Raw genomic sequence first — 21,158 nt, forward strand, 5'->3', positions numbered from 1 at the left:
CTAACATCCGCCACGTGTCCGACCAGACGACCCAGCCCGAGGCTCCGCTCTCCCTCACCCCCGGCGAGCGGGTCATCCCGAGCTGGAACGAACCGCTCGTGGCCGCGGCCACCCGGCCGATCGGCGGCCCGCTCGGCGAACACGCGGCCGTGGGGCGGCACTGGTTCTGGTCTCCGCAGCGGGTCGGGCTGCTGCTGGCCTGCCTCGCGCTGGTGCTCTCTTGGTTCGGCAAGGCGTCGTGCATCCAGCAGTACACCGACGACTCCGGGACCCATCAGCTCGACTGGCGGGCGGGCCGCCCGTTCGTCGCGATGTGTTACTCGGACATCATCCCGCTCTACAGTTCCGAGCGCCTGAACGATCCGGACACCTTCCCGTACGTGACTTCGTGGACCGAAGACGCGGGAACGGCGAAGGAGACCACGCGGTACATGGAGTACCCGGTCGCGACCGGGCTGTTCCAGTGGATCAACGCGAAACTCACCGAAGCCTGGCTCTCGGTCGCGGAATCGGGTTGGCTGCCCGGCGCGCTCCCGGTGGCCGTGTACTTCAACATCTCGGCGCTCTGGCTCGCGCTGGCCTGGCTCGTCACGGTGTGGGCGACCGGCCGATCACTGAAACGCCGCCCGTGGGACGCCGCGCTGGTCGCGATCTCGCCGCTGGCGATGGTGCACGTCTTCACCAACTTCGACGCCATCGCGACCGCGTTCACCGCGACCGCGCTGCTCGCGTGGGCCCGGCGCCGTCCCGAGGTCGCGGGTCTGCTGCTCGGCCTCGGCGCGGCGGCGAAGCTGTATCCGCTGCTGCTGCTCATCCCGTTGTTCTTCCTGTGCCTGCGCGCGGGCAAGGTCAGACAATGGGCGCTGACCGCCGGGCTCGCCGCGGCGACGCTCGTGGTGGTCAACGTCCCCTTCGCGCTCGCCGCGCCGACCGGCTGGTGGGAGTTCTTCCGGCTCAACACGGCGCGCCCGATGGACCCCGACTCGCTCTACAACGTGATCTCCCACGTTTCCGGCTGGGCCGGTTTCGACGGGAAACTCGCCACGGGGCAGACACCGGTCGTGCTCAACGCCGTCGTCGCGGTGCTGTTCCTCGCCGCTTGCGCCGGCATCGGGTACGTCGCGATGAAGGCGCCCCGCCGTCCGCGGCTCGGCCAGCTGGCCTTCCTCGTGGTGGCCGCGTTCCTGCTGACCAACAAGGTGTGGAGCCCGCAGTATTCGCTCTGGCTGGTGCCGCTGGCGGTGCTCGCGATCCCACGCTGGCGGCTGCTGGCCGGCTGGATGATCCTCGACGCGCTGGTCTGGGCGCCGCGGATGATGTACTACCTCGGCGTCGACAACAAAGGCCTGCCCGAGGACTGGTTCCTCGGCGCCGTCGTCGTCCGCGACCTCGCGGTCGTCGGCCTCTGCGCGCTGGTGATCCGGGAGATCCACCGGCCGCGCCGAGACCTCGTCCGCGCCGCCGGGGACGACGATCCGATCGGCGGTTTCCTCGACGGCGCCCCCGACGCGCGGACGGTCAAACGCGCTTCAGCACCTCGGGCCCAGGACGTTCCAGCCTGACGTGCTTCCCGAAGTCGTCGGCCCCGAAGTCGTCGATTCGCACGATGACGGCTTCGGGCGACGTCTCGACCAGACTGCAGGCGACCCATTCGTCACCCTGTTTGACCGACCAGCGCTCGGCGAGGATGGCCAGCCCCTCGGCCTCCAGCAACGCGACGGAGTCGTCGAAGGCGGCGGGCCCGCCGAGCGGGTAGCCGAAAACGGTCAGTGCCTGCCAACGGGTTTCCGGCGCGGGGACGACGTAGCCGACGTGCTCGCCGTCCTCCGCCCGGTACACGGTCCGATTCTTCATGCGGCACAGGTTCGACCCTCCCGCCGCGTGAGGGTCAAGCCGATTCAGCGTACGAGGTAGCCGCCCGTGGTCGTTTCGAAGAACGGCACCGGCCCGGTGCAGGGCAGGACATCGTGCTCGACGCCGCCGTAGGCCCAGCTCCAGCCGATCCGGTCATGCCCGCGCGGCACGTCCTGGACCGAGAAGCCGACCCGGCGACCGACGACCTCGAGCGGGAAACCGGGAATGTCGGCGCGTTCGATCACGCCGGTCAGGATGGCGAGGTTTCCGGACCGCGAGACGCAGTCGACCTTGCCGTCGAAGTCGGCGACGAGCTTTCCGTCCTTGGTCACGTGATTCACGTGGAACCGGCCGGAGGACTTGCCGGGTTCGCCGAACGCGGCGAAATCGAAGCGGACCGGGTCGTTGTCGTAACCGAGGAACGTCAGCGGTCCGCCCGCCGACCCGATTACGGCCGAGCCTGCCGACGGAGCCGCCGTCGCCTGCGTCGCCCCCAGCGTTCCCGCCGCGGCGGCGAGCACGGCGACCGCGGCGATCTTCGACTTGATGTTCATGGCTTTCCCTCCAGTACCGGGTGTGTCCCGGCTGGAATCGAGCCTTCCGCGTCCGGCGTGCCCGGCCCTCCCGCTGGAGAGGGAACGCTCTCCCGCCCGAGTAGCACCGGACCCCCCGGCCTGGGTGTCGCGAAAGCCACTTTCGAGACGTCTGATGCCCTGAAAGTGGCTTTCGCGACACCACAACGCGACGTCAGGCGGAGGCGACGCGCTCCCGGACGTAGGCGATGTCCGCGGCCTGTCCGTCGGCCGGGGTCTCGACGACCACCGGAGCGCCTGCCTCGGCCGCGACCGCGACCAGCACCTCGGGATCGATCGTGCCGTCACCGCCGACGACGTTGGCGTGCCGGTCCCGGGTGGAACCGAACTCGTCCCGCGAGTTGTTGAGGTGCACCAGGTCGATCCGGCCGGTGATGGCCTTGACCTTCTTGACCGCCTCGGTCAGGTCCCAGCCCGCCGCGTACGCGTGGCAGGTGTCGAAACAGAAACCCGCGCCGAATTCGCCGACCTTGTCCCAGAGCCGGGCGATCGTGTCGAGGTCGCGGGTCATCGCGTTGTCGCCGCCCGCGGTGTTCTCGATCAGGATCGGCACGGCGAAACCGCCCTTTTCCTGTTCACGCTCGAAAAGCTTGCGCCAGTTGACGAGGCCTTCTTCGACGTCCTCGCCCGCACCGACGTGGCCGCCGTGCACGACGAGCCCTTTCGCGCCGATCGCGGCGGCGCCGTTCGCGTGCTGGGTGACGTTCTTCCGCGACGGGATGCGGATGCGGTTGTTCATCGAGGCCACATTGATCAGGTACGGCGAATGGATGAACACCTCGACCGGCGATTCCTTGATCGCCTCACCGTGCGGGTGGGGTTTGGGAGCCTTCCAGCCCTGCGGGTCGGAAAGGAAGAATTGGAGGACTTCGGCTTCGCGCTCGGCGACCGCGGCCAGCGGATCGTCGTCGCGGACATGGGCACCGATTTTCATGGTGGCAAAGTACTCCTGGGCGATTCTCCCCGGCGCGGGCCAGGTCGTCACGCTCGTGGGGTAGCGTGAGCGCGTTCCGTTAAACCGCGTGGGTCCTGAGGGGCGGAGGACGAACTCGATGGGGAAGACTGCCGGGCGGATCACGGCTTGGGGATTCGCGCTTTCGGTCACGGCCGGACTCGCGTTCCCGATGACCGCGACGGCCGCCGAGAAACCGAATCCGACCCTTTCCGGCGACTGCGCCGCCACACTGCAGAACGGGAAGTCCGCCGACGGGCTCGTTCTCGACGCGGGCGCCCCGCTGAATTCGCCCGAGGCGCTGACGGTCGGCCTGGACTCGAAGGCCAAGACCGCCGAAGGACGGAAGCCGCTGCTTTCGCTGCCGGTCGGCGATCTGGTCAAGACCACCGGCCTCACCGACAACGCGGTGGGCGACCTCGCCGCGCAGGGTGTCTGCGAACCCGCGCAGGGCGCGGTGAACGCGGTCGGGAACCTGACGCAGGGCGTCGCGGAGGAACTGCCGCTCCCGCCTGGGCCTGGACCCGGGCCCGGCCCGGGTCCTGACCCCGAGCCGGGGCCAGAACCCAAACCGCCGACGCCCGGGCCGGGCCAGCCCGGTGGTCCGGGCAGCGAACTCCCGGTCCAGACCGGCCCGGGTTCCTCTACCGGCATCGGCGGCGACTCGATCGCCGGCCTGATCGGCAACGCGGCGCTGCTCCCGGGCAGCTTCGTCCAGGCGCCGGTGATCACCGAGATCATCCCCGGTGAGGTGCCGCCGCCGACCGTCGACGAGAAGGACGCCGGCCACGCGCAGGCCATCCAGGCGCCGGTCGCCCCCGCCAAGCTGCCGCTGCTGCTCGCGGTGCTGGCGCTGGCCGTCGTCGCCGCGGCCCTGGTCCGCGCTTGGCTCCGGGGCAAGCCCGCCTGATTTCACCGTAAGTGACGCCCGCTTCCACTCGAATGCCTGACTTCTTCGAGTGAGCGGGCGTTACTCGTCTCCGTTAGCGTCGTTGTGCAGGTAGGTGACCCCGACGACGGAGGAGTCGAAGGCATGCGCGAACGGACACGGAGGGCGACAGCCCTGGGTGCGTCGGCCTTCATTCTCGCGGGTTCGGCCGCCCTCGCCATGCCCGGCACGGCCGCCGCCGCCGAGACCAAGACCGCGGCCTGCGGTGGATCGGTGACCGCCAAGCCAGGCGACACGATCCTCGGCAAGACCCCGTTGCTCGGCATTCCGCTCAACCTCGGCCAGGCCGGCCCGGTCTCCGGGGTGCTGACGGGCACGATCAACGCGCTGCTCGGCACGGTCTGCAAGGTGACGGTGACCGTGGTGAACACCGTCGTCGCGCCGGTCCCCGTCGTCGGCGCGCCCGCCGCGGAAGCGCTGAACGACGCGGTCACCGGCACCACCCAGGCCCTGACCGGCGGCGGCAAGCCCGCCCCCGGAACCCAGCCCCAGCCGGGAAAGCCCGCTCCCGGCACCCCCGGCAGCGGCGGCCCCCAGACGGGTGGCCCGGGCGCTCCCGCGCAGGGCGGCGCTCCCACGCAAGGCGGCATCCCGGCGGCGAACAGCCCGCTGCTGCCCGGCACCTTCACCCCGAACTTCGGCGGCCTGCCCTGGGGTATCAGCACGGGCTACGCCCCGATGCGCGACTACAGCTCCATCCCGATGGCGACGGCCGGTCTCTTCAGCCCGTCGCCCGGCCTCCGGTACGGCGGCCAGATCCCGGGTTACGCGCCGCAGTTCGGCGTCGCGACCGAAAACCAGGACGGCAACCCGGACGTCCAAGCCGCGGGACAGGCCGAAGCGCTACCCAGCGTGAGCGACGGATTCACTCAGGACGGGAAGCTGCCGCTGCTGATCGCCGTTTTGGCACTCTCCGGAGTCAGCGCGGGGCTCGTCCGCACCTGGGTGCTCCGCCGAATGGCCGCTACAAGTTAGTCCTACCGCCTAGTATCTTTCTGGTCACTCCCTCGTTATCCCCGTCGCAGTGATTCCTCATGCACTGCCACACGCCCCCACCGACCCGGAGGATCGCGCCCGTGCGGAAGACCACCATCTGGCAGACCACCCGCAAGGCGCTCACCGTCACCGCGCTGGCCACCATGGTCACCGGTGGCGCGCTCCTGACGGCGGGGACCGCCTCGGCGGCCACCACGCTGGCGAACGCGTGCGGCGGCACCGTCAACGGCGGGATGGGCGACACCGTCGCGATCACCGGCACCTCGGTCAAGGAGCTGGTGCGGGCGGGCGCGCGGGAAGCGGGCACGCTGGCGCTCTACGACGTCGCCGCGAACGACATCGCGAAGGTCAACAAGATCGACCTCGGCACGGTCCCGAACGCCGCGGGCGGTTCGATCGACGGCAAGGCGATCGGCGCGGCCGTGCGGCAGGCGGTCAAGGACACCAAGTCCTGGGGTCTCGGGCTGAACCCGGAAAAGACGCTGAACTCCATCGAGCACAAGGTCGCCGGCAGCTGCGGGCTGACCACGGTCGCCACGAACTACGTCGCCCCCACCCTGCCGACGCCGGGCACCACCGCCCCGCAGCAGGGCGGCACCGGCGGCGGCACCAACGCCCTCCCGCCGAACACGAACCTGCTCACCGGCGGCAGCAACGGCACCGGCTACGCCCCGCCGCGCGACTACGGCAACCTCCCGGTCGCGCAGCCGGGTGTCGCGGTGGCTCCGGGCGTGCGCTACCCGGCCAACAGCCCGCTCCCGGGCGAGGGCGCCCCGCAGTACGGCACCGAGGGCCAAGCCGGCCAAGGTCCCGACGTCCGCAACGCGGGCAACGCCGAAGCGCTCGCGACCGACGGCATGCCCGGCGGTGACGTCCAGCTGCCGATGCTGCTCGCGGTGCTGGTGCTCGCCGGCGTGACCGCCGCGCTGGTCCGCACCTGGGTCCTGCGCCGGGTCTCCTGACCGCCGGGCGCTGAAGGGGACCATCCCCGCATAAGACGTGGTGAAGGGGACTTTCGTCGCATCGCATGCGGGGAAAGTCCCCTTCGGCGCTCTCCAGGGCCGGGAGCGGGAGCGTCGGCACCGCCAGGTACGCTTACCTGGACAAACCCTCCTGCCACGGACAGTCCGTGGCCGCGAGCCCATAGGAGGTGAGTGGTTGTGTCACGCCATTACGAGGTAATGGTCATCCTGGACCCCACGCTCGACGAGCGTACGGTGGCCCCGACCCTGGACAACTTCCTCAACGTGATCCGCACTTCGGGCGGAAGCGTCGAGAAGGTCGACGTCTGGGGCCGTCGCCGGCTGTCCTACGAGATCAAGAAGCACGCCGAGGGCATCTACGCGCTCCTCGACCTGAACTCGACTTCGGAAGCGGTCAAGGAGCTGGACCGTCAGCTCTCCCTGCAGGAGACCGTGCTCCGCACCAAGGTCATGCGCCGCGAGATCAAGCGCGCCGCGACCGCCGCCGCCAAGGCCTGAGCCGAAGGACTTTCCCGATGGCTGGAGACACCGTCATCACGGTGATCGGCAACCTCACGTCCGACCCGGAGCTTCGCTTCACCCCTTCCGGTGCGGCGGTCGCGAACTTCACCGTCGCGTCCACCCCGCGCACGCTGGACCGTCAGTCCGGCGAGTGGAAGGACGGCGAGGCCCTGTTCCTGCGCTGCAACATCTGGCGCCAGGCGGCCGAGAACGTCGCCGAGTCGCTGACGCGTGGCGCGCGGGTCGTCGTGCAGGGGCGCCTCAAGCAGCGGTCTTTCGAGACCAAGGAAGGCGAGAAGCGCACCGTCGTCGAGCTCGAGGTCGATGAGATCGGCCCGTCGCTGCGTTACGCCACCGCCAAGGTGAACAAGGTCAGCCGTGGCACCGGTGGCGGTGGCGGCGGCTTCGGTGGTGGCGGCGGTGGCCAGAGCGCCCCGCCCGCCGACGACCCGTGGGGTTCCGCCCCGCCCGCCGGTGGCGGCGGTGGCGGCGGTTTCTCCGACGAGCCGCCCTTCTGATCAGGCGATCCACCGCGGGCGAAAGCTCCGCGAGACGCCGCGAGACAACCACTACGTAGAAATCCAGGAGAAATACCGTGGCCAAGCCACCCATCCGCAAGCCCAAGAAGAAGGTCTGCGTGTTCTGCAAGGCCGAGAAGAAGGGCCGCCCGGAGAACATCGACTACAAGGACACCAACCTGCTTCGGAAGTACATCTCCGACCGCGGGAAGATCCGTGCCCGTCGAGTGACCGGCAACTGCAGCCAGCACCAGCGTGACATCGCCATCGCGGTCAAGAACTCCCGCGAAATGGCGCTGCTGCCCTACACCTCGACCGCGCGCTAAGGAGGCACGTCAATGGCGAAGATCATTCTCACCACCGACGTCGCCAACCTCGGTGGGCCCGGCGACATCGTCGAGGTCAAGGACGGCTACGCACGCAACTACCTGCTCCCCCGCGGCTACGCCATCGTGGCCACCAAGGGCGCGGAGAAGAACGTGCGCACGATCAAGCGGGCGCAGGAGAGCCGTCGCATCCGCGACCTCGACCACGCCAAGGAGATCAAGGCGACCCTGGAGGGCCTCGGCGCCATCCAGCTGAGCGGCAAGGCGGCCGAGGGCTCGAAGAAGCTCTTCGGTTCGATCACCACCGCCGAGATCGTGGACGCGATCAAGGCCGCGGGTGGCCCGCTGCTCGACAAGCGCGTCATCGAGCTGAAGGACCACATCAAGACCGTGGGCAAGCACTCGGTCGGCGCCCGGCTGCACCCCGACGTCCGCGTCGACGTGCGGCTCGAGGTCAAGGCCAAGTAACACCGCTTCGGCACAGGGCGGGACGTCTCCATTCCGGAGGTGTCCCGCCCTTTGCTTTACGGGGAACCCCACCCCGCCGGGCCACGTCTTAAGCTTGACTGGGGATCAAGGCATTATCGAGACTCGACGTCGAGGCACGGGGAGATCTGGACGCATGGCTTACGACAGCAACGCCGAGCAGAACCGGCAGGAGAAGGTCACGGTCTCCGCGCCGGCCAATCCCGACAAGCCCGCGTCGGCCGGGGGTGGCGGCGGGTTCACCTTCGACAAGGACAAGATCGACGGCATCATCAAGAAGTGGACGGACCTGCAGGCCGAGCTCAAGCGGGACTACGCCGACGCGAACCTGATGGCGAACGTCAAGGCGCCGGGCAAGGAGTTCGCGAGCGGCGACTGGGAGAAGCTGGCGAACCCGTCGGGCAAGGCGTTCCTGGAGCAGAACCAGAAGATGCAGGACTACGTCAAGAACTACATCGACCAGCTGACCGCCGCCAAGCAGAAGATCGCCACGAACGAGGCCGAAACGCAGGCTTCGCTCAACAAGCACAAGGCCGTGTGATGCGACGTTCCCTCGTTCTCCTCCTCGCCGCGGGCGCGCTGGTCGCCGGCTGTTCGGGCACCAAGAACGGCACCGCCTCGTCGGAGCCGTCCTACACGACCGGGGCCGGAGCCCCGAGCGCGTCGAGCGGCTCGTCCGGCTCGGCGCCCAAGGTGTCGAACCCGTTGAAGACCTCGTCGATCGAGAGTGACGCCTGCTCCGCGCTTTCCGCCGCGAAGCGGACCGAGCTCGGTCTCGGCGAAGGCGAGCAGCGGACCACGAGCGTCGGTCCCGGCTGCTCGATCTTCGCCGCCGAAGACCGGCTGAACCAGATCGAGATCAGCCCTGTGCTCGCGAACAAGAACGGCCTCAGCGACGTCTACGACACGAAGGCCAACAACGAGTACTTCGAGCCGACCGAGGTCGCCGGCTACCCGGCGGTGTACGCCGCGTCGCTCGACCACCGCAAGAACGGCAAATGCGGCCTGTTCGTCGGCGTGACCGACCAGCTGGCCGTGAACATCCTGGTGCAGTACGACAACGGACCGGGCGCGAGCGATCCGTGCCCGGTCGCGCTCAAGGTGGGGGAAGCGATGATCGAGACGTTGAAGGAGGGCTGACGCGTGTTCCTGCTGCCGATCATCGCCGGGTATTCGGCCTACAACCTGGCGACCACGAAATCCGGCGACTTCGAAGCGTCCGGCGGCGATCGCAAGATCGACTGCTACAACATCTGGGAGAAGATCGTCACCGGTCCGGGTACCGGGTCGATCCAAGAGGGCCAGTCCGCGGCCACCCGGCTCAAGGCCGGCTACCAGGAACGGCTGACCACCATCGACAACCTGTCGAAGGAGATGGACGCCGCCTGGACCGGTAAGAGCGCCGAAGCCGCGCAGCAGTCCGGCGCGCATCCGCTGCGCGCGTGGATGGAGGACTCCGGCAAGAAGCTGGTGGACTCCGACAAGTACCTCGGCGAGCAGAACACCGCTTTCACCACGGTGAAGGCGAAGGTGCAGCAGGTCCCGAAGGAACCGCCGAAGAACAACCTGCTCAACTCCATCACCCCGTGGACCACCGACACCGACCGCGCGATCCGGGACTACAACGAAAAGGGTCAAGCGAACGTCGACGCGTTCAACGAGTACTTCAAGGCCAGTTCCGAGAACGGCAAGAAGCTGCCCACCTACTCCAAGATGGAGGGGCAGAACACGAACGTCGACGTCAACGGCGGCGGAAACGGCAAGGACAAGGACAAGGACGGCAACGGCCAGGGCGACCGGAACGGGCACAACGGGATGCCGGGCATCTCGACGCCGCCCGGGTCGATGCCGAGCATCCCCGGTTCGGGCACGCCGAACATCCCCGGGTCGAACATGCCGGGTATCGGCACGCCCGGCTCGAACCTTCCGGGCAGCAACCTGCCGGGGTCGAACCTCCCCGGGTCGAATCTGCCGGGCTCGAACCTGCCCGGCGGGCAGTACAACCCGAACATCCCCGGCAGCAACTACAAGCCGCCGTCCTGGGACGACGGGACCAACGCGTCCGGCTACACCCCGCCGAAGATCCCCGGCGCCGGGGGCTTCGGCCCAGGTGGCGGCGGAGGCGGTGGTGGCGGCTTCGGCGGCACCGACATCCCCGGTGCGGGCGGATTCGGCCCGGACGGCGGCTTCGGCCCCGGGTTCGGTCCCGGTGGCGGGAGTGGCGCGGCCCTGCCCGGCAACGCGGGGGCGATGGGCAGCGCCGGCATGGGTGGCGGCGCGGCCGGAGCCGGTGGCGGCGCCGGTGCGGGCCGTGGCGCCGGCGGGATGATGGGCGGCATGGGCGGTATGGGAGCCGGTGGCGCCAGGGGCAAGGGCGGCGAAGACGAGGAGCGCAGCTCCAAGTTCCTCGTCGGCGACGATCCCAACGAGATCTTCGGAACCGACGAACTCACCGCACCGCCGGTGATCGGCGAGTAGTCGTCACAAGCGGGCCGGGCGCGTGCCAAGATTGGGGCGCGCCCGGCTTGTCTTGTTCCGGGCTGGACGAACAAGAACGACTAGGGGGCAGTTCCGGTGCTGGACAAGCAGGTCACGATCACGACCGGCACCCTCATCACGCTGATCCGCCGCCGCGGCGGCGAACCGCACACGATCCTGTCGGAAACGCCGACCTGGTTCGACGAGGACGCGCAGCGGACCGAGGACGAGCGGACCAACGAAGAGCTGGCGAGCCAGGGCCTCTTCGGCGCGCGAGGGCTGCACCCCGGATTCAAGGCGACTCTCGAAGCGATCGCCCGGCCGTCGCTGGAGTACTACGGCTGGGTCGACGGCGGGTTCGAGGGCAAGGCGCTGAGCTTCACCCTCCTCGCGGGGAGTGCCGGCGGGGAGGGCTTCGTCCTCGCGCGGCACAGCGAGCACGATGGCATCGCCCTCGCTTCGGTGCGGCCGGAAGAGCTCCTCACCGAGTTCCTCGACCAGATCCCGAAGCTCGCGCCGGGACGCGGGCGGCCGGTCGCCGTCCCGAAGAGCCAGGTCGAGGCACCGCGCTCTTCGTCGACCGCGCAGGAGGAGGGCTTCGAGGTCCTTCGCAGCGGAAGGCAGAGCGCCGGCAGCCAGGAGGCCGACGAGCTTCGCCGCATCCTCGCGTTACGCCGTTTGGGGAGCGGAAGCCTCTACGTCGCCGCCCGCGGCCGGAGCGGCGCGCGGCAGCGGATCGAACGCCCGGTGAACTACATCGATACGTCCGAGGGCCGGTGGCTGACCGAAGAGGTACCGGGGAGTGGCGAACCGAGGATCGCCTTCACACCCGCCGACCAGCAGATTCTCGGAGAACGACTACGGAGCGCACAGGGCAGGTTGTTCGCGTCCTGATTTCGGCTCCGTTCAGCCGAGCGGATGACCCGTCTACTCTCCGTGTCATTCATCCACAGGGCACCCCTGTGCGCCCGCGTGCGACACGCCGAACGACGAGTTTTGCCCGACACGCCGTGGCGAGGTGAATAAAGTTCTCCACAGTGTCTCCACAGGCCCTGACCAGCACTTTTGTCAGACCATCCCAGCGTTGCCCACAAGTTGTACACAGGCTTCGAGCCACCTGTGAAGGGTTGCCCCCAGTCATCCCCAGGTTGTCCACAGGGCGGTCCCCAGGCGAAATTGCGCTCGTCCTTTCGGGGGGCCTACCGTGCCCGCCGGGCCGGTACACACCGTGGTGGCCGTCCGGCCGAGAAGGGGAGCACAGGGGAGCGCCGGAGGTCGCGGGAGGGGCGGACGGGCGCGGACGGACCGACCGGGGAAATTCTGGCATAATCGAACGCGTGTTCGATGTCTTGAGGAGGTGGCAGCAGCGGTGGCGCTGACCGACGACCGCAATCCGATGTACGCGGAGTCCGACCCGGGTCCCGGCGACCCCGGTCCGCGTGGCGGCGAGTACGACCGCCAGCCCCCGCAGGACATCGCGGCCGAGCAGTCCGTGCTCGGCGGCATGCTGCTGTCGAAGGACGCCGTCGCCGACGTCATCGAAGCCCTCGGTCCCGACGACTTCTACCGGCCCGCGCACCAGGCGATCTACGACGTCATCCTCGACCTCTACGGCCGCGGCGAACCGGCTGACCCGATCACCGTCTCCGCCGAGCTGGAGCGCCGGGGCGAGCTGGGCCGCGTCGGCGGCGCGCCGTACCTGCACACCCTGATCGCGACGGTGCCGACGGCGGCGAACGCCGGGTACTACGCCGAGATCGTCTCCGAGAAGGCGGTGCTGCGGCGCCTGGTCGAGGCGGGCACGCGGATCGTGCAGTACGGCTACGGCGCGGCCGCGGCCGACGGCGCGAACATCGACGAGGTCGTCGACCGCGCGCAGGCCGCGATCTACGACGTCACGGAGCGGCGCACCAGCGAGGACTACGTCGCCCTGGAAGAGCTGCTCCAGCCGACCATGGACGAGATCGACGCGATCGCGTCGCGCGGCGGGCAGTCGCAGGGCATCCCGACCGGCTTCGCCGATTTCGACGACCTGACCAACGGCCTGCACCCCGGCCAGATGATCATCGTCGCGGCGCGGCCCGGTGTCGGCAAGGCGCTCGCCCTGGACACCCCGCTGGCCACTCCCGACGGCTGGACGACCATGGGCGATGTCCAGCCCGGCGACAGGTTGATCGGCGCGAACGGCCGCCCCACGACCGTGGTCGCGGCGACCGAGGTCATGGAGGGCCGCCCCTGCTACGAAGTCGAGTTCTCGGACGGCACGGTGCTCCTCGCGGACGCCGAGCACCAATGGCTGACCGACACGAGGTCGTCCCGCCGCTCGTCCGCCGCGCCGTCGGTGCGGACGACGGAAGAACTGGCGGCCACGGTGCGCTGTGAGACAGCGGACGGGCGTGCCAACCACTCGATCGCGACCACGGCACCGCTGCAACTGCCCGAACGCGAACTCCCGCTTCACCCGTACGCCCTGGGAGCCTGGCTGGGTGACGGTCACTCGGCCGGCGCGCGCTTCACGACGGCGGACCCGGAGATCATCTGCTACCTGGAGGGGGAAGCGGGTCTCCTGGTGGAACGCCACGGCGAACTGTCGTACACCCTGCGGTTGGTTCCGCCGGACCCGGTGGAATACCGGCGTTGCGAGGTCTGCGGCGAGCCGTTCCTTCCCCGGGCATCCCAGGTGCGGACGTGCGGCCGTTCCTGCGGCGGCAAGGTGCGTTTCCAGAGCCCCCCGGTGCCCGCGCCGACCTGCCCCGACTGTGGACGCCCGTCGTCCGGCATGCGCCTGTGCCAGGCCTGCCGCAACGAACACGGCAGTGTGCAGGCGATTCTCCGTACCTTGGGGGTGCTCGGGAACAAGCACATCCCGGTGGAGTACCTGCGGGCATCCGTCGAACAGCGCCGCGCGCTGCTGGCCGGGCTCCTCGACACCGACGGCACCGTGAACCATTCCGGCGCGGTCCAGTTCGCTGTGACGAACAGGGTGCTCGCCGAGCAGACCCGGGAGCTGATCGTCAGTCTCGGCTACCGCTGCTCGTTCACGACCAAGAAGGTCAAGGGGCGCAGCGAAGAGACCTCGACGGCGTACATCCTGGGCTTCACCACCCAGGACAGGGTGTTCTGGCTCCAGCGCAAACATCTGCTGCAGAAGGAGCGGCTCACCAACGTCCGCGTCCGGCCCCACCTGCGCTACATCGTGGACGTCCGCCCCGTTCCGTCCGTTCCGGTGCGATGCGTGGAAGTCGACGCGCCGGACCATCTGTACCTGGCCGGACGGTCGATGGTGCCGACCCACAACTCGACGCTCGGGCTGGACTTCGCGCGTTCGGCGTCCATCAAACACGGTCTGACCAGCGTCATCTTCTCGCTGGAAATGAGCAGGACCGAGATCGTCATGCGCATGCTCTCGGCCGAGGCTCGGATCCGCCTGGCCGACATGCGCGGTGGCAAGATGTCCGACGACGACTGGACGCGCCTCGCGCGCCGGATGAGCGAGGTCTCCGAGGCGCCGCTGTTCGTCGACGATTCGCCGAACATGACGATGATGGAGATCCGCGCGAAGGCCCGGCGGCTCAAGCAGCGCAACGACCTCAAACTCGTCGTCCTCGACTACCTCCAGCTGATGACCTCGGGCAAACGCGTCGAGTCGCGGCAGCAGGAGGTCTCGGAGTTCTCACGGCAGATGAAGCTGCTGGCCAAGGAGATCGAGGTCCCGGTGATCGCGATCAGCCAGCTGAACCGTGGTCCCGAGCAGCGGACGGACAAACGCCCGATGCTGTCCGACCTTCGTGAGTCCGGCTCGCTGGAGCAGGACGCGGACCTCGTCATCCTGGTCAACCGCCCCGACGCCTGGGAGCGGGACGACCCGCGGGCGGGCGAGGCGGACCTGATCATCGCGAAGCACCGTGCCGGGCCGACGGCGACGATCACCGTCGCACACCAGCTGCACTACAGCCGCTTCGTCGACCTGTCGCACGACTAGCGGCGAAGTCGAGCGGAGCAGAGGGCGTCCTGCGGCCGGCAGGTGCGCGCACGGCGCCGGGCGGCGTCGGTATCGAGGCCCGCCTCTCAAGCTGACGCGCGTTCGAGCGCAGCCCGGCCCGCCGGTTCCCAGGTCGGCTTGCCGCCAGGGAGACCGAGCCTGCCGTTGCGCCCGATGCCGATCAGGTTCAGCGCGCGCAGGACCGCCCAGCCGCGGGCCCGCGCGATGGTGGCCTCGTCCGCGACCGCGTAGGCGTCGAAGAACCGGCTCGCCGTGCGTTCGGGCAGCAGGATCCAGGCAGCCGACAGGTCGGTCGCGGGGTCGCCCGCGCACAGGTCGCCGAAATCGATCACCCCGGCGAGCGTTCCTTCCCGCACGATCACGTTCGCGGGATGCAGATCGCCGTGCAGCCAGAGCGGTGGCCCGTGCCACGCGGGCGCCGCGACCGCCTTCTCCCAGACCTCCCGGGCGCGACCGGCACCCGCCTGGCCGTCGATGACCGCCAGCGACTCGGTGAATCCCTCCCGCAACGCGTCGAGCGGGATGCCGCGCGTCGCGCTTTCCGGCGCCTCCGCGGGCGCCTCCTGGTGCAACGCCCGCAGGAAACCCGCGAGGACTTCGGCCGCGCCGGGAGCGCTGATCGGCTCTCGATCCGCCGGCTCTCCCTCGACCCAGCGGGTGATCGTCCACGGGTGCTCGAACCGGGCCGACGGTTCGCCGACGCGCACCGGCTCGGGAATCGGCAGGGGCAGGCGGTCCGCCAGCACGGGCAGCCACCTCTGCTCGTTTCGCAGCAGACCGGGAGCACGCTCGCTGCGCGGCAGCCGCACGCCCAGCTCCGTCCCGAGGCGCCACAGCCTGCTGTCCCAGCCGCCGTCGACCTCGCGGAGCTCCAGTTCCGCGAGATCCGGATGCTGTTCCCGCAGCAGGGCACGCACCAAGTCCCGCTCGAACCTGAATTCGTCCATGATCGAGGCTCCCATGTCAGCGCCGTGACCGTCCCGTGTCAGCGCGCCCCGCGAATGTGGTCGCCATGACCAAGACACTGAAGACCTTCCGCCGCATCGGTCTCACCGCGCTGGCCGCCGCACTGTTGGCGGGCGTGACCGCCCCCGCCGCCTCCGCCGGGCAGGATCGCCCGGAACTGCGTCAGGTCGCCCAGGAATTCGTCGACGCCGGGTTCGGCGGGATGCAGTTGCGCGTCCGCGACGAGCGCGGAGAGTGGACCGGCAGCGCCGGGGTGCGCGAGCTGGGCGGGACCGCCAAGCCGCCGACCAACGGCCACTTCCGCGTCGGCAGCACGACGAAGAACTTCACCGCGACGCTGGTGCTGCAACTGGTGGCCGAGGGCCGGATCGGACTCGACACCCCGGTCGCCGGTCTCCTTCCGCAGTTCGGGCTCGACCCGCGGATCACCGTGCGGATGCTGCTGCAGCACACCAGCGGCCTGTTCAACCACACCGGCCAGTACCACCCGGACGGCACGGTCACGCCGGGTATCCCGTGGGCGGGCCAGGAGTGGGTGGACAAGCGGTTCCACACCTACCAGCCGGAGGAACTGGTGCGGCTGGCCGTGTCCAAGCCCGCGGTCTTCGCGCCGGGGGCGGGCTGGAGCTACTCCAACACCAACTACGTGGTGGCCAGGCTGCTGGTCGAGAAGCTCTCCGGCCGTCCCTTCGCCGACGAGCTGGACCGGCGGATCCTGCGGCCGCTCAAGCTGCGTGACACCGTTTCGCCGGGGGCGTGGGCCGGGATGCCCAAACCGTACGCCCACGCCTACTACCGCTACGAAGACGCCGGCCAGTGGAAGACGATCGACGTCACCCACCAGAACCCGTCGTGGATCTCCAGCGCGGGCGACATGATCTCGACGACCAAGGATCTCCAGACGTACTTTTCCGCGCTGCAGAGCGGAAAGCTCCTCCCGGCGTGGCTGACGTCGGAGATGCGCGAGACGCACCCGGGCAGCGAAAGCCTTTACGGTTTCTACGGTCTCGGGCAGTTCACCCAGGACTTGGGGCCTGGCTGCGGCACCGTCCTCAACCACAACGGCGGCGTCAACGGCTACGGCTCGCTGATGTACAGCTCGCCCGACGGCAGCAAGACGCTGACCGCGTCGATCACTTCGGGCGATTCCGCGAAGGACCCGCTGCCGTCGTACCCGGCGGCGCTGGACAAGCTCGTCCGGACGGTGTTCTGCGGCAAGTGAGCGGTCAGCGCGCCCGCTCGGCCAGCCGGGCCGCCAGCGCGCTGACCAGGCCCCGCAGTTCGGCCGGCCGTTCGATGACGAACGGCCGGTCGAGTGCGGCGAGGCGTGCCGGGATCCAGTCGAGCCGTTCGGCCCGGATCCGGGCGCGGACCTGGTCGCCGTCCGGTTCGAGGGTCGCCACGGACGGTGGGAAGACGGCGCGGATCTCCTCGGGCTGTGCCTGGATCCGCACGGAGACGTCGTGCCGGTACGGCGTTTCGGCCAACGCGGTCAGCACCCGCTCTGCCGGGTCGAAGCCGTCGGGAGCCTCGAAGGTCCCGGCCCGCGTCTCGGCCGACTGAATCCGGTCGACGCGGAAGGTGCGCACCTCGCCGCTGGCCGAATCGAACCCGGTCAGGTACCAACGGCCGGAATGCGCGACGACGCCATACGGATGGACGACGCGTTCGCTGGCGCCGCCGTGCCCGGCAAGGTACGCGAGCGCGACCGGGCGCCGGTCCCGCGCCGCCTCCGCGACGGTGAGCAGCACTTCGGCCTCTGCCGACAGGGCTTTCCTTGCCGGTGCGGTGAAATCGGCGGTCTCCAGCAGCGCGTCCAGCCGTCGGCCCAGCGGTTCGGGGAGTACCCGCCGGACCTTCGCGACCGCGCTCTCGACGGCCGCGACCGACGTGGTGATCAGCCCCGCCCGCCGCCCCGCGACCAGGCCGAGCAGGACGGCCAGCGCCTCTTCGTCGGTGAGCATCAGCGGCGGCATGCGGTAGCCGGGGGCGAGCCGGTAGCCGCCGTACCGGCCGCGCACCGAGCGGACCGGGATGTCCAGGTCGACGAGGTGTTCGGCGTAGCGGCGGACGGTGCGCTCGTCCACGTCGAGCCGCGCCGCGAGCTCCGCGACGGTGCGTGTGCCACCGCTCTGCAGGATCTCCAGCAGCGCGAGCACGCGGGCGATGGGCCTGGTCACAGGCCAGAGAATACCGGGCGGATCTTGCCCGGTATTGCTCCTAGCGTGGCCGGTGTCCCGCTTTCCGGCACCCGAAAGGATCCATCGTGCAGTTCGTTTCCGTCCGTGTGATCACCCATGACGTCGCCCGCCTCGCCGGTTTCTACGAAAAGGCGACCGGCCTCGACGCGCGATGGCGTTCCGAGCAGTTCGCCGAGCTCGTCGGCCCGTCGTGCACCCTGGCGATCGGCAGCGCCGAGACGATGCGGCTGTTCGGCGCGGGCGCCGCGGTGCCCGAGTCGAACCGCACCGCGATCCTCGAATTCCGCGTCGAGGACGTCGACCGGGAGCACGAGCGGCTGGCCGGCCTGGCCGAGATCGTGCAGGAGCCGACCACGATGCCGTGGGGGAACCGGTCGCTGCTGTTCCGCGACCCCGACGGCAACCTGGTCAACTACTTCACGCCGAGTGCCCCGTAGTTCCGGACGAACGCGGTCAGCAGCCGCGCGAACTCGCGGCGGTCGTCGTCCGTCCAGTCCGCCATCGCCTCGGCGAACACCGAGCGGCGGAATTCGTGCATCCGCGCCACTTCGGCGCGGCCCGCCTCGGTGAGCACGAGGACGGCGCGGCGGCCGTCGCGCTGATCGGCTTCGCGCCGGAGGAATCCGCCCTCCACGGCGCGGGCGACGAGACGGCTCGCGCGCGGCTGATCGATGGTCAGCGCCGCCGCGAGGCTGGTGACGGTTCCCGGTTCGCCGCTCTCCTCGGCCGCTTCGACGGCGTCCAGCAGCCCCTGGATCGCCTGGTCCGGCATCGTTTCGGCGCGGTCGCGGGCGAGTTTCGACAGTGATCGCCTCGCCTGGCTCCGCCGGATGGCGATCATCGCGCGTTCCACGTCGGCCACGGCGTCCGTCATTGCCCGTCCTCACGAAGTGCATGTATTTTTACATGTAGTTGTCGGCTACCCGAGGAGTATCCATGAAACCCATCGGATTCTGGTTCGCCCACCTTCACCAGGCTCTCGAATCCTCACTGGACCGCATCCTCGCCACCGAGTCACTGACCCGCCGCCACTGGCAGGTCATGAACACCGCCGACAGCGAAGCACTGAAGCCGTTTGGAGATCTCCGGGAAACCATCGCCGACCTGCGCCTTCGCGGGTGGATCGACGAGGACGGCCTGACCGAAGCCGGCCAGGCGGCACACCTTCGGCTGAAGACCGAAGTCGACGAGTTCCGGGCTCGCGTGACCGAAGGCATCAGCGACGACGAGTACCGGGTGACGGTCGGCGTACTGGAACGCATGGCGACGAACCTCGCCCGGGAATAAGGCGAAACCCGGCGGCGTCGTCTATCCTGGTAGTTGAAAGTTCAAACACCTGGAGCTGACATGACGCCGGTGCTCTATCTCAGCCACGGCGCGCCGCCGCTCGCCGACGACGCCACCTGGACCCGCCAGCTCGCCGCCTGGTCGGCGGACCTCGAGAAGCCGAAGGCGATCCTCGTCGTTTCGGCGCACTGGGAAGAGGCACCGCTGACCCTCGGCGCCACCACCACGGTGCCGCTGGTCTACGACTTCTGGGGCTTCCCGGATCGCTACTACCAGGTGAAATACGCCGCGCCCGGCGCTCCCGAACTGGCGGACAAGGTCCGGAAGCTCCTGCGCTCGTCCGAGACGCCGGTGCACGACGCGCCCGACCGCGGCCTCGACCACGGCGCGTACGTCCCGCTCGTGGAGATGTACCCGGACGCCGACATCCCGGTGCTGCAGGTGTCCATGCCGTCGCTGGACCCACGGGAGCTGTTCGACCTGGGCCGGAAGCTCGCGCCGCTGCGCGACGAAGGCGTGCTGATCATCGGCAGCGGCTTCTTCACCCACAACCTGAGCGCGCTGGGCCAGACCGACGGCACCGACGGGGTGCCGCCGTCGTGGTCGAGCGAATTCGATCACTGGGGTGCGGAAACGCTGCACCAGGGTGACCTCGACGCGTTGCTGGACTTCCAGCACAAGGCTCCCGCCGCGGCCCTCGCGCACCCCAGGATCGAACATTTCGCGCCGCTGTTCGTCTCGCTCGGTGCCAGCTCGTCGGAGGGCAAGGGCGAAACCGTCATCGACGGCTATTGGCACGGCCTCGCCAAGCGATCCCTCCAGTTCGACTAGCGGGCTCGCAGGACGCCGGCGCCCGCCACCAGGCCGAGTGCCAGCAGCGTGACCACCGCGAACGACACCGTCAGCGACGTCAGGTCGGCGATCCCGCCGATCAGCGACGGCGCCACGAGCCCCGACGAATAGGTGATGGTCGCGACGCCCGCGATCGACTGGCTCGGCGTCGGCCCGCTGCGTCCGGCCGCCGCGAAGGCGAGCGGAACGACGACGGAGACGCCGAGCCCGATCAGCGCGAAACCGGCCATCGCCATCACCGGATGGACCGCGAAGACGACCAGCAGCCCGCCCAACGTCGCGAAGGCGCCGCCCGCGCGAACGGTGTTGACGGAGCCGAAGCGCCGCACCAACGCGTCGCCCGACAGGCGGGCGATCGCCATCGTGCAGGTGAAAGCGGTGGTCGACGCGGCCGCGATCCCCGGCGAGGTGCCGAGGACGTCACGCAGGTAGACGGCGGACCAGTCGAGGCTCGCCCCTTCGGCGAAGACGGCGCAGAACGCGACGGCGCCGATGATCACGGCCGACTTCGGCGGCAGCGCGAACCTCGGCGGCGGGTTCTCGTCCGGCGCGCTCCGGACGTCGAAAACGCCCTGACAGATGAGCGCGCCCGCGACGGTGAGCACGGCCGAAGCGATCGCGAAGTGGAGACGGGCGTCCATCCCGGCATGCGCGGCGAGCGTGCCCGCGGCGGATCCGACGAGCGCACCCGTGGTCCACATGCCGTGCAACCCCGACATGACCGATTTGCCCATCCGCTCCTCGACGTCGACGCCGAGGGCGTTCATCAGCACGTCGGAGGTGCCCGCCGCGGTGCCCATGACGAACAGCGCGAGGCACAGGGTGACGAGGTTTCCCGCCAGCGAGGGCAGGACCAGCGCCAGCGTCCAGTACGCGAGCAGCAGCCGGAGCCCCAGCCTGCCGCCGAGCCGGTGCCCGATCCGCGCGGCGAGCGGCATGGTGAGCGAGGCACCGATGGCGGGGAAGGCGAGCGCGAGACCGAGCTGGCCCGCGCTGATCCCCGCGTGTTCCTGGATCCACGGGATCCGGGTGGCGAAACTGCCGGTCACCGCGCCGTGCACGGCGAAGACGGCGGCGATGGCGATCCGCGCCTGCCGCACCCGCCGCGTCGGCCCGCCGACGGTTTCCACTGTGTTGGTCACTGGGCCCCCAAGGTCCATGAGACGACTCGACGGCGTCAGCGTAAACTATCAGGAAGGGAACCTGATAATTA

Annotated in this window: 24 protein-coding genes; 17 read left to right on the plus strand and 7 right to left on the minus strand. The window is 69.6% G+C overall.

Annotated elements, in window-relative coordinates; translation table 11 throughout:
* Nucleotides 1-14 precede the first annotated feature (14 nt).
* Entirely contained in the window at nt 15-1,562 is a 1,548-nt protein-coding gene (locus ACOCEP_RS10700; RefSeq protein ID WP_482337098.1) for a glycosyltransferase family 87 protein, read from the plus strand.
* Here the strand turns inward: ACOCEP_RS10700 and ACOCEP_RS10705 are convergent.
* The 3 genes from ACOCEP_RS10705 to ACOCEP_RS10715 all read right to left on the minus strand — a co-directional run bounded on the left by ACOCEP_RS10705 (nt 1,519) and on the right by ACOCEP_RS10715 (nt 3,381).
* A complete protein-coding gene (locus tag ACOCEP_RS10705; RefSeq protein ID WP_482337099.1) occupies nt 1,519-1,854 on the minus strand; it encodes a hypothetical protein in 336 nt (111 codons plus the stop codon). The genes ACOCEP_RS10700 and ACOCEP_RS10705 overlap by 44 nt on opposite strands.
* 44 nt (nt 1,855-1,898) lie before the next feature.
* A complete protein-coding gene (locus tag ACOCEP_RS10710; RefSeq protein WP_482337100.1) occupies nt 1,899-2,408 on the minus strand; it encodes a hypothetical protein in 510 nt (169 codons plus the stop codon).
* Nucleotides 2,409-2,601: 193 nt separating this feature from the next.
* Nucleotides 2,602-3,381 (minus strand): deoxyribonuclease IV, encoded by a 780-nt coding sequence (locus ACOCEP_RS10715; RefSeq protein WP_257483497.1) that lies wholly within the window; start codon nt 3,379-3,381, stop codon nt 2,602-2,604.
* A gap of 118 nt (nt 3,382-3,499) precedes the next feature.
* On the opposite strand from ACOCEP_RS10715, the gene ACOCEP_RS10720 reads away from it, so the two are divergent.
* The 12 genes from ACOCEP_RS10720 (at nt 3,500) to dnaB (ending at nt 14,618) form a co-directional block, all read left to right on the plus strand.
* Complete coding sequence (locus tag ACOCEP_RS10720; protein ID WP_482337101.1) at nt 3,500-4,309, plus strand: hypothetical protein; 810 nt, start codon at nt 3,500-3,502, stop codon at nt 4,307-4,309.
* Nucleotides 4,310-4,432: 123 nt separating this feature from the next.
* On the plus strand, nt 4,433-5,323 hold the full coding sequence (locus ACOCEP_RS10725) for a hypothetical protein (protein WP_482337102.1): 891 nt from the start codon (nt 4,433-4,435) through the stop codon (nt 5,321-5,323).
* 101 nt (nt 5,324-5,424) lie between these two features.
* Complete coding sequence (locus tag ACOCEP_RS10730) at nt 5,425-6,306, plus strand: hypothetical protein (RefSeq protein WP_482337103.1); 882 nt, start codon at nt 5,425-5,427, stop codon at nt 6,304-6,306.
* 198 nt (nt 6,307-6,504) lie between these two features.
* Nucleotides 6,505-6,825: a 30S ribosomal protein S6 gene (gene rpsF / locus ACOCEP_RS10735; protein WP_016338288.1), complete on the plus strand. Its 321-nt coding sequence runs from the start codon at nt 6,505-6,507 to the stop codon at nt 6,823-6,825.
* Between the two features lie 17 nt (nt 6,826-6,842).
* On the plus strand, nt 6,843-7,346 hold the full coding sequence (locus ACOCEP_RS10740; RefSeq protein WP_126734698.1) for a single-stranded DNA-binding protein: 504 nt from the start codon (nt 6,843-6,845) through the stop codon (nt 7,344-7,346).
* Nucleotides 7,347-7,423: 77 nt separating this feature from the next.
* Nucleotides 7,424-7,672 (plus strand): 30S ribosomal protein S18, encoded by a 249-nt coding sequence (gene rpsR / locus ACOCEP_RS10745; protein WP_005168122.1) that lies wholly within the window; start codon nt 7,424-7,426, stop codon nt 7,670-7,672.
* A 12-nt stretch (nt 7,673-7,684) separates the two neighbouring features.
* Nucleotides 7,685-8,140, plus strand: a complete 456-nt coding sequence (gene rplI, locus ACOCEP_RS10750; protein ID WP_005168124.1) for a 50S ribosomal protein L9 — start codon at nt 7,685-7,687, stop codon at nt 8,138-8,140.
* Nucleotides 8,141-8,294: 154 nt separating this feature from the next.
* Nucleotides 8,295-8,699, plus strand: coding sequence for a hypothetical protein (locus tag ACOCEP_RS10755; RefSeq protein ID WP_482337104.1), 405 nt, complete (start codon nt 8,295-8,297; stop codon nt 8,697-8,699).
* Nucleotides 8,699-9,298, plus strand: coding sequence for a DUF3558 domain-containing protein (locus tag ACOCEP_RS10760; protein ID WP_482337105.1), 600 nt, complete (start codon nt 8,699-8,701; stop codon nt 9,296-9,298). The genes ACOCEP_RS10755 and ACOCEP_RS10760 overlap by 1 nt, the downstream gene beginning before the upstream one ends.
* A 3-nt stretch (nt 9,299-9,301) precedes the next feature.
* A complete protein-coding gene (locus ACOCEP_RS10765) occupies nt 9,302-10,636 on the plus strand; it encodes a PPE domain-containing protein (protein ID WP_482337106.1) in 1,335 nt (444 codons plus the stop codon).
* Between the two features lie 96 nt (nt 10,637-10,732).
* On the plus strand, nt 10,733-11,530 hold the full coding sequence (locus ACOCEP_RS10770; RefSeq protein WP_482337107.1) for an ESX secretion-associated protein EspG: 798 nt from the start codon (nt 10,733-10,735) through the stop codon (nt 11,528-11,530).
* Between the two features lie 475 nt (nt 11,531-12,005).
* A complete protein-coding gene (gene dnaB, locus ACOCEP_RS10775) occupies nt 12,006-14,618 on the plus strand; it encodes a replicative DNA helicase (RefSeq protein WP_482339680.1) in 2,613 nt (870 codons plus the stop codon).
* An 86-nt stretch (nt 14,619-14,704) separates the two neighbouring features.
* Here the strand turns inward: dnaB and ACOCEP_RS10780 are convergent, their stop codons facing one another.
* Nucleotides 14,705-15,586, minus strand: a complete 882-nt coding sequence (locus ACOCEP_RS10780) for an aminoglycoside phosphotransferase family protein (protein ID WP_482337108.1) — start codon at nt 15,584-15,586, stop codon at nt 14,705-14,707.
* A 65-nt stretch (nt 15,587-15,651) separates the two neighbouring features.
* Here ACOCEP_RS10780 and ACOCEP_RS10785 point away from each other — a divergent pair, with 65 nt between their 5' ends.
* Nucleotides 15,652-16,827 (plus strand): serine hydrolase domain-containing protein, encoded by a 1,176-nt coding sequence (locus tag ACOCEP_RS10785; protein ID WP_482337109.1) that lies wholly within the window; start codon nt 15,652-15,654, stop codon nt 16,825-16,827.
* 4 nt (nt 16,828-16,831) lie between these two features.
* On the opposite strand, the gene ACOCEP_RS10790 is transcribed toward ACOCEP_RS10785, so the two are convergent.
* A complete protein-coding gene (locus tag ACOCEP_RS10790) occupies nt 16,832-17,785 on the minus strand; it encodes a helix-turn-helix transcriptional regulator (RefSeq protein ID WP_482337110.1) in 954 nt (317 codons plus the stop codon).
* An 86-nt stretch (nt 17,786-17,871) separates the two neighbouring features.
* Between ACOCEP_RS10790 and ACOCEP_RS10795 the strand changes: the two genes are divergently transcribed.
* A complete protein-coding gene (locus ACOCEP_RS10795) occupies nt 17,872-18,243 on the plus strand; it encodes a VOC family protein (protein WP_482337111.1) in 372 nt (123 codons plus the stop codon).
* Here ACOCEP_RS10795 and ACOCEP_RS10800 read toward each other — a convergent pair.
* A complete protein-coding gene (locus ACOCEP_RS10800) occupies nt 18,219-18,680 on the minus strand; it encodes a MarR family winged helix-turn-helix transcriptional regulator (protein ID WP_482337112.1) in 462 nt (153 codons plus the stop codon). The two genes, ACOCEP_RS10795 and ACOCEP_RS10800, sit on opposite strands and share 25 nt — an antisense overlap.
* A 62-nt stretch (nt 18,681-18,742) precedes the next feature.
* On the opposite strand from ACOCEP_RS10800, the gene ACOCEP_RS10805 reads away from it, so the two are divergent.
* Both ACOCEP_RS10805 and ACOCEP_RS10810 read left to right on the plus strand, forming a co-directional pair.
* Nucleotides 18,743-19,093, plus strand: a complete 351-nt coding sequence (locus ACOCEP_RS10805) for a MarR family transcriptional regulator (RefSeq protein ID WP_482337113.1) — start codon at nt 18,743-18,745, stop codon at nt 19,091-19,093.
* Between the two features lie 60 nt (nt 19,094-19,153).
* Nucleotides 19,154-19,924, plus strand: a complete 771-nt coding sequence (locus ACOCEP_RS10810) for a dioxygenase family protein (RefSeq protein ID WP_482337114.1) — start codon at nt 19,154-19,156, stop codon at nt 19,922-19,924.
* Here the strand turns inward: ACOCEP_RS10810 and ACOCEP_RS10815 are convergent.
* A complete protein-coding gene (locus ACOCEP_RS10815) occupies nt 19,921-21,087 on the minus strand; it encodes an MFS transporter (RefSeq protein ID WP_482337115.1) in 1,167 nt (388 codons plus the stop codon). The two genes, ACOCEP_RS10810 and ACOCEP_RS10815, sit on opposite strands and share 4 nt — an antisense overlap.
* Between the last annotated feature and the right edge of the window lie 71 nt (nt 21,088-21,158).

The organism is Amycolatopsis sp. CA-211722, assembly GCF_056828465.1.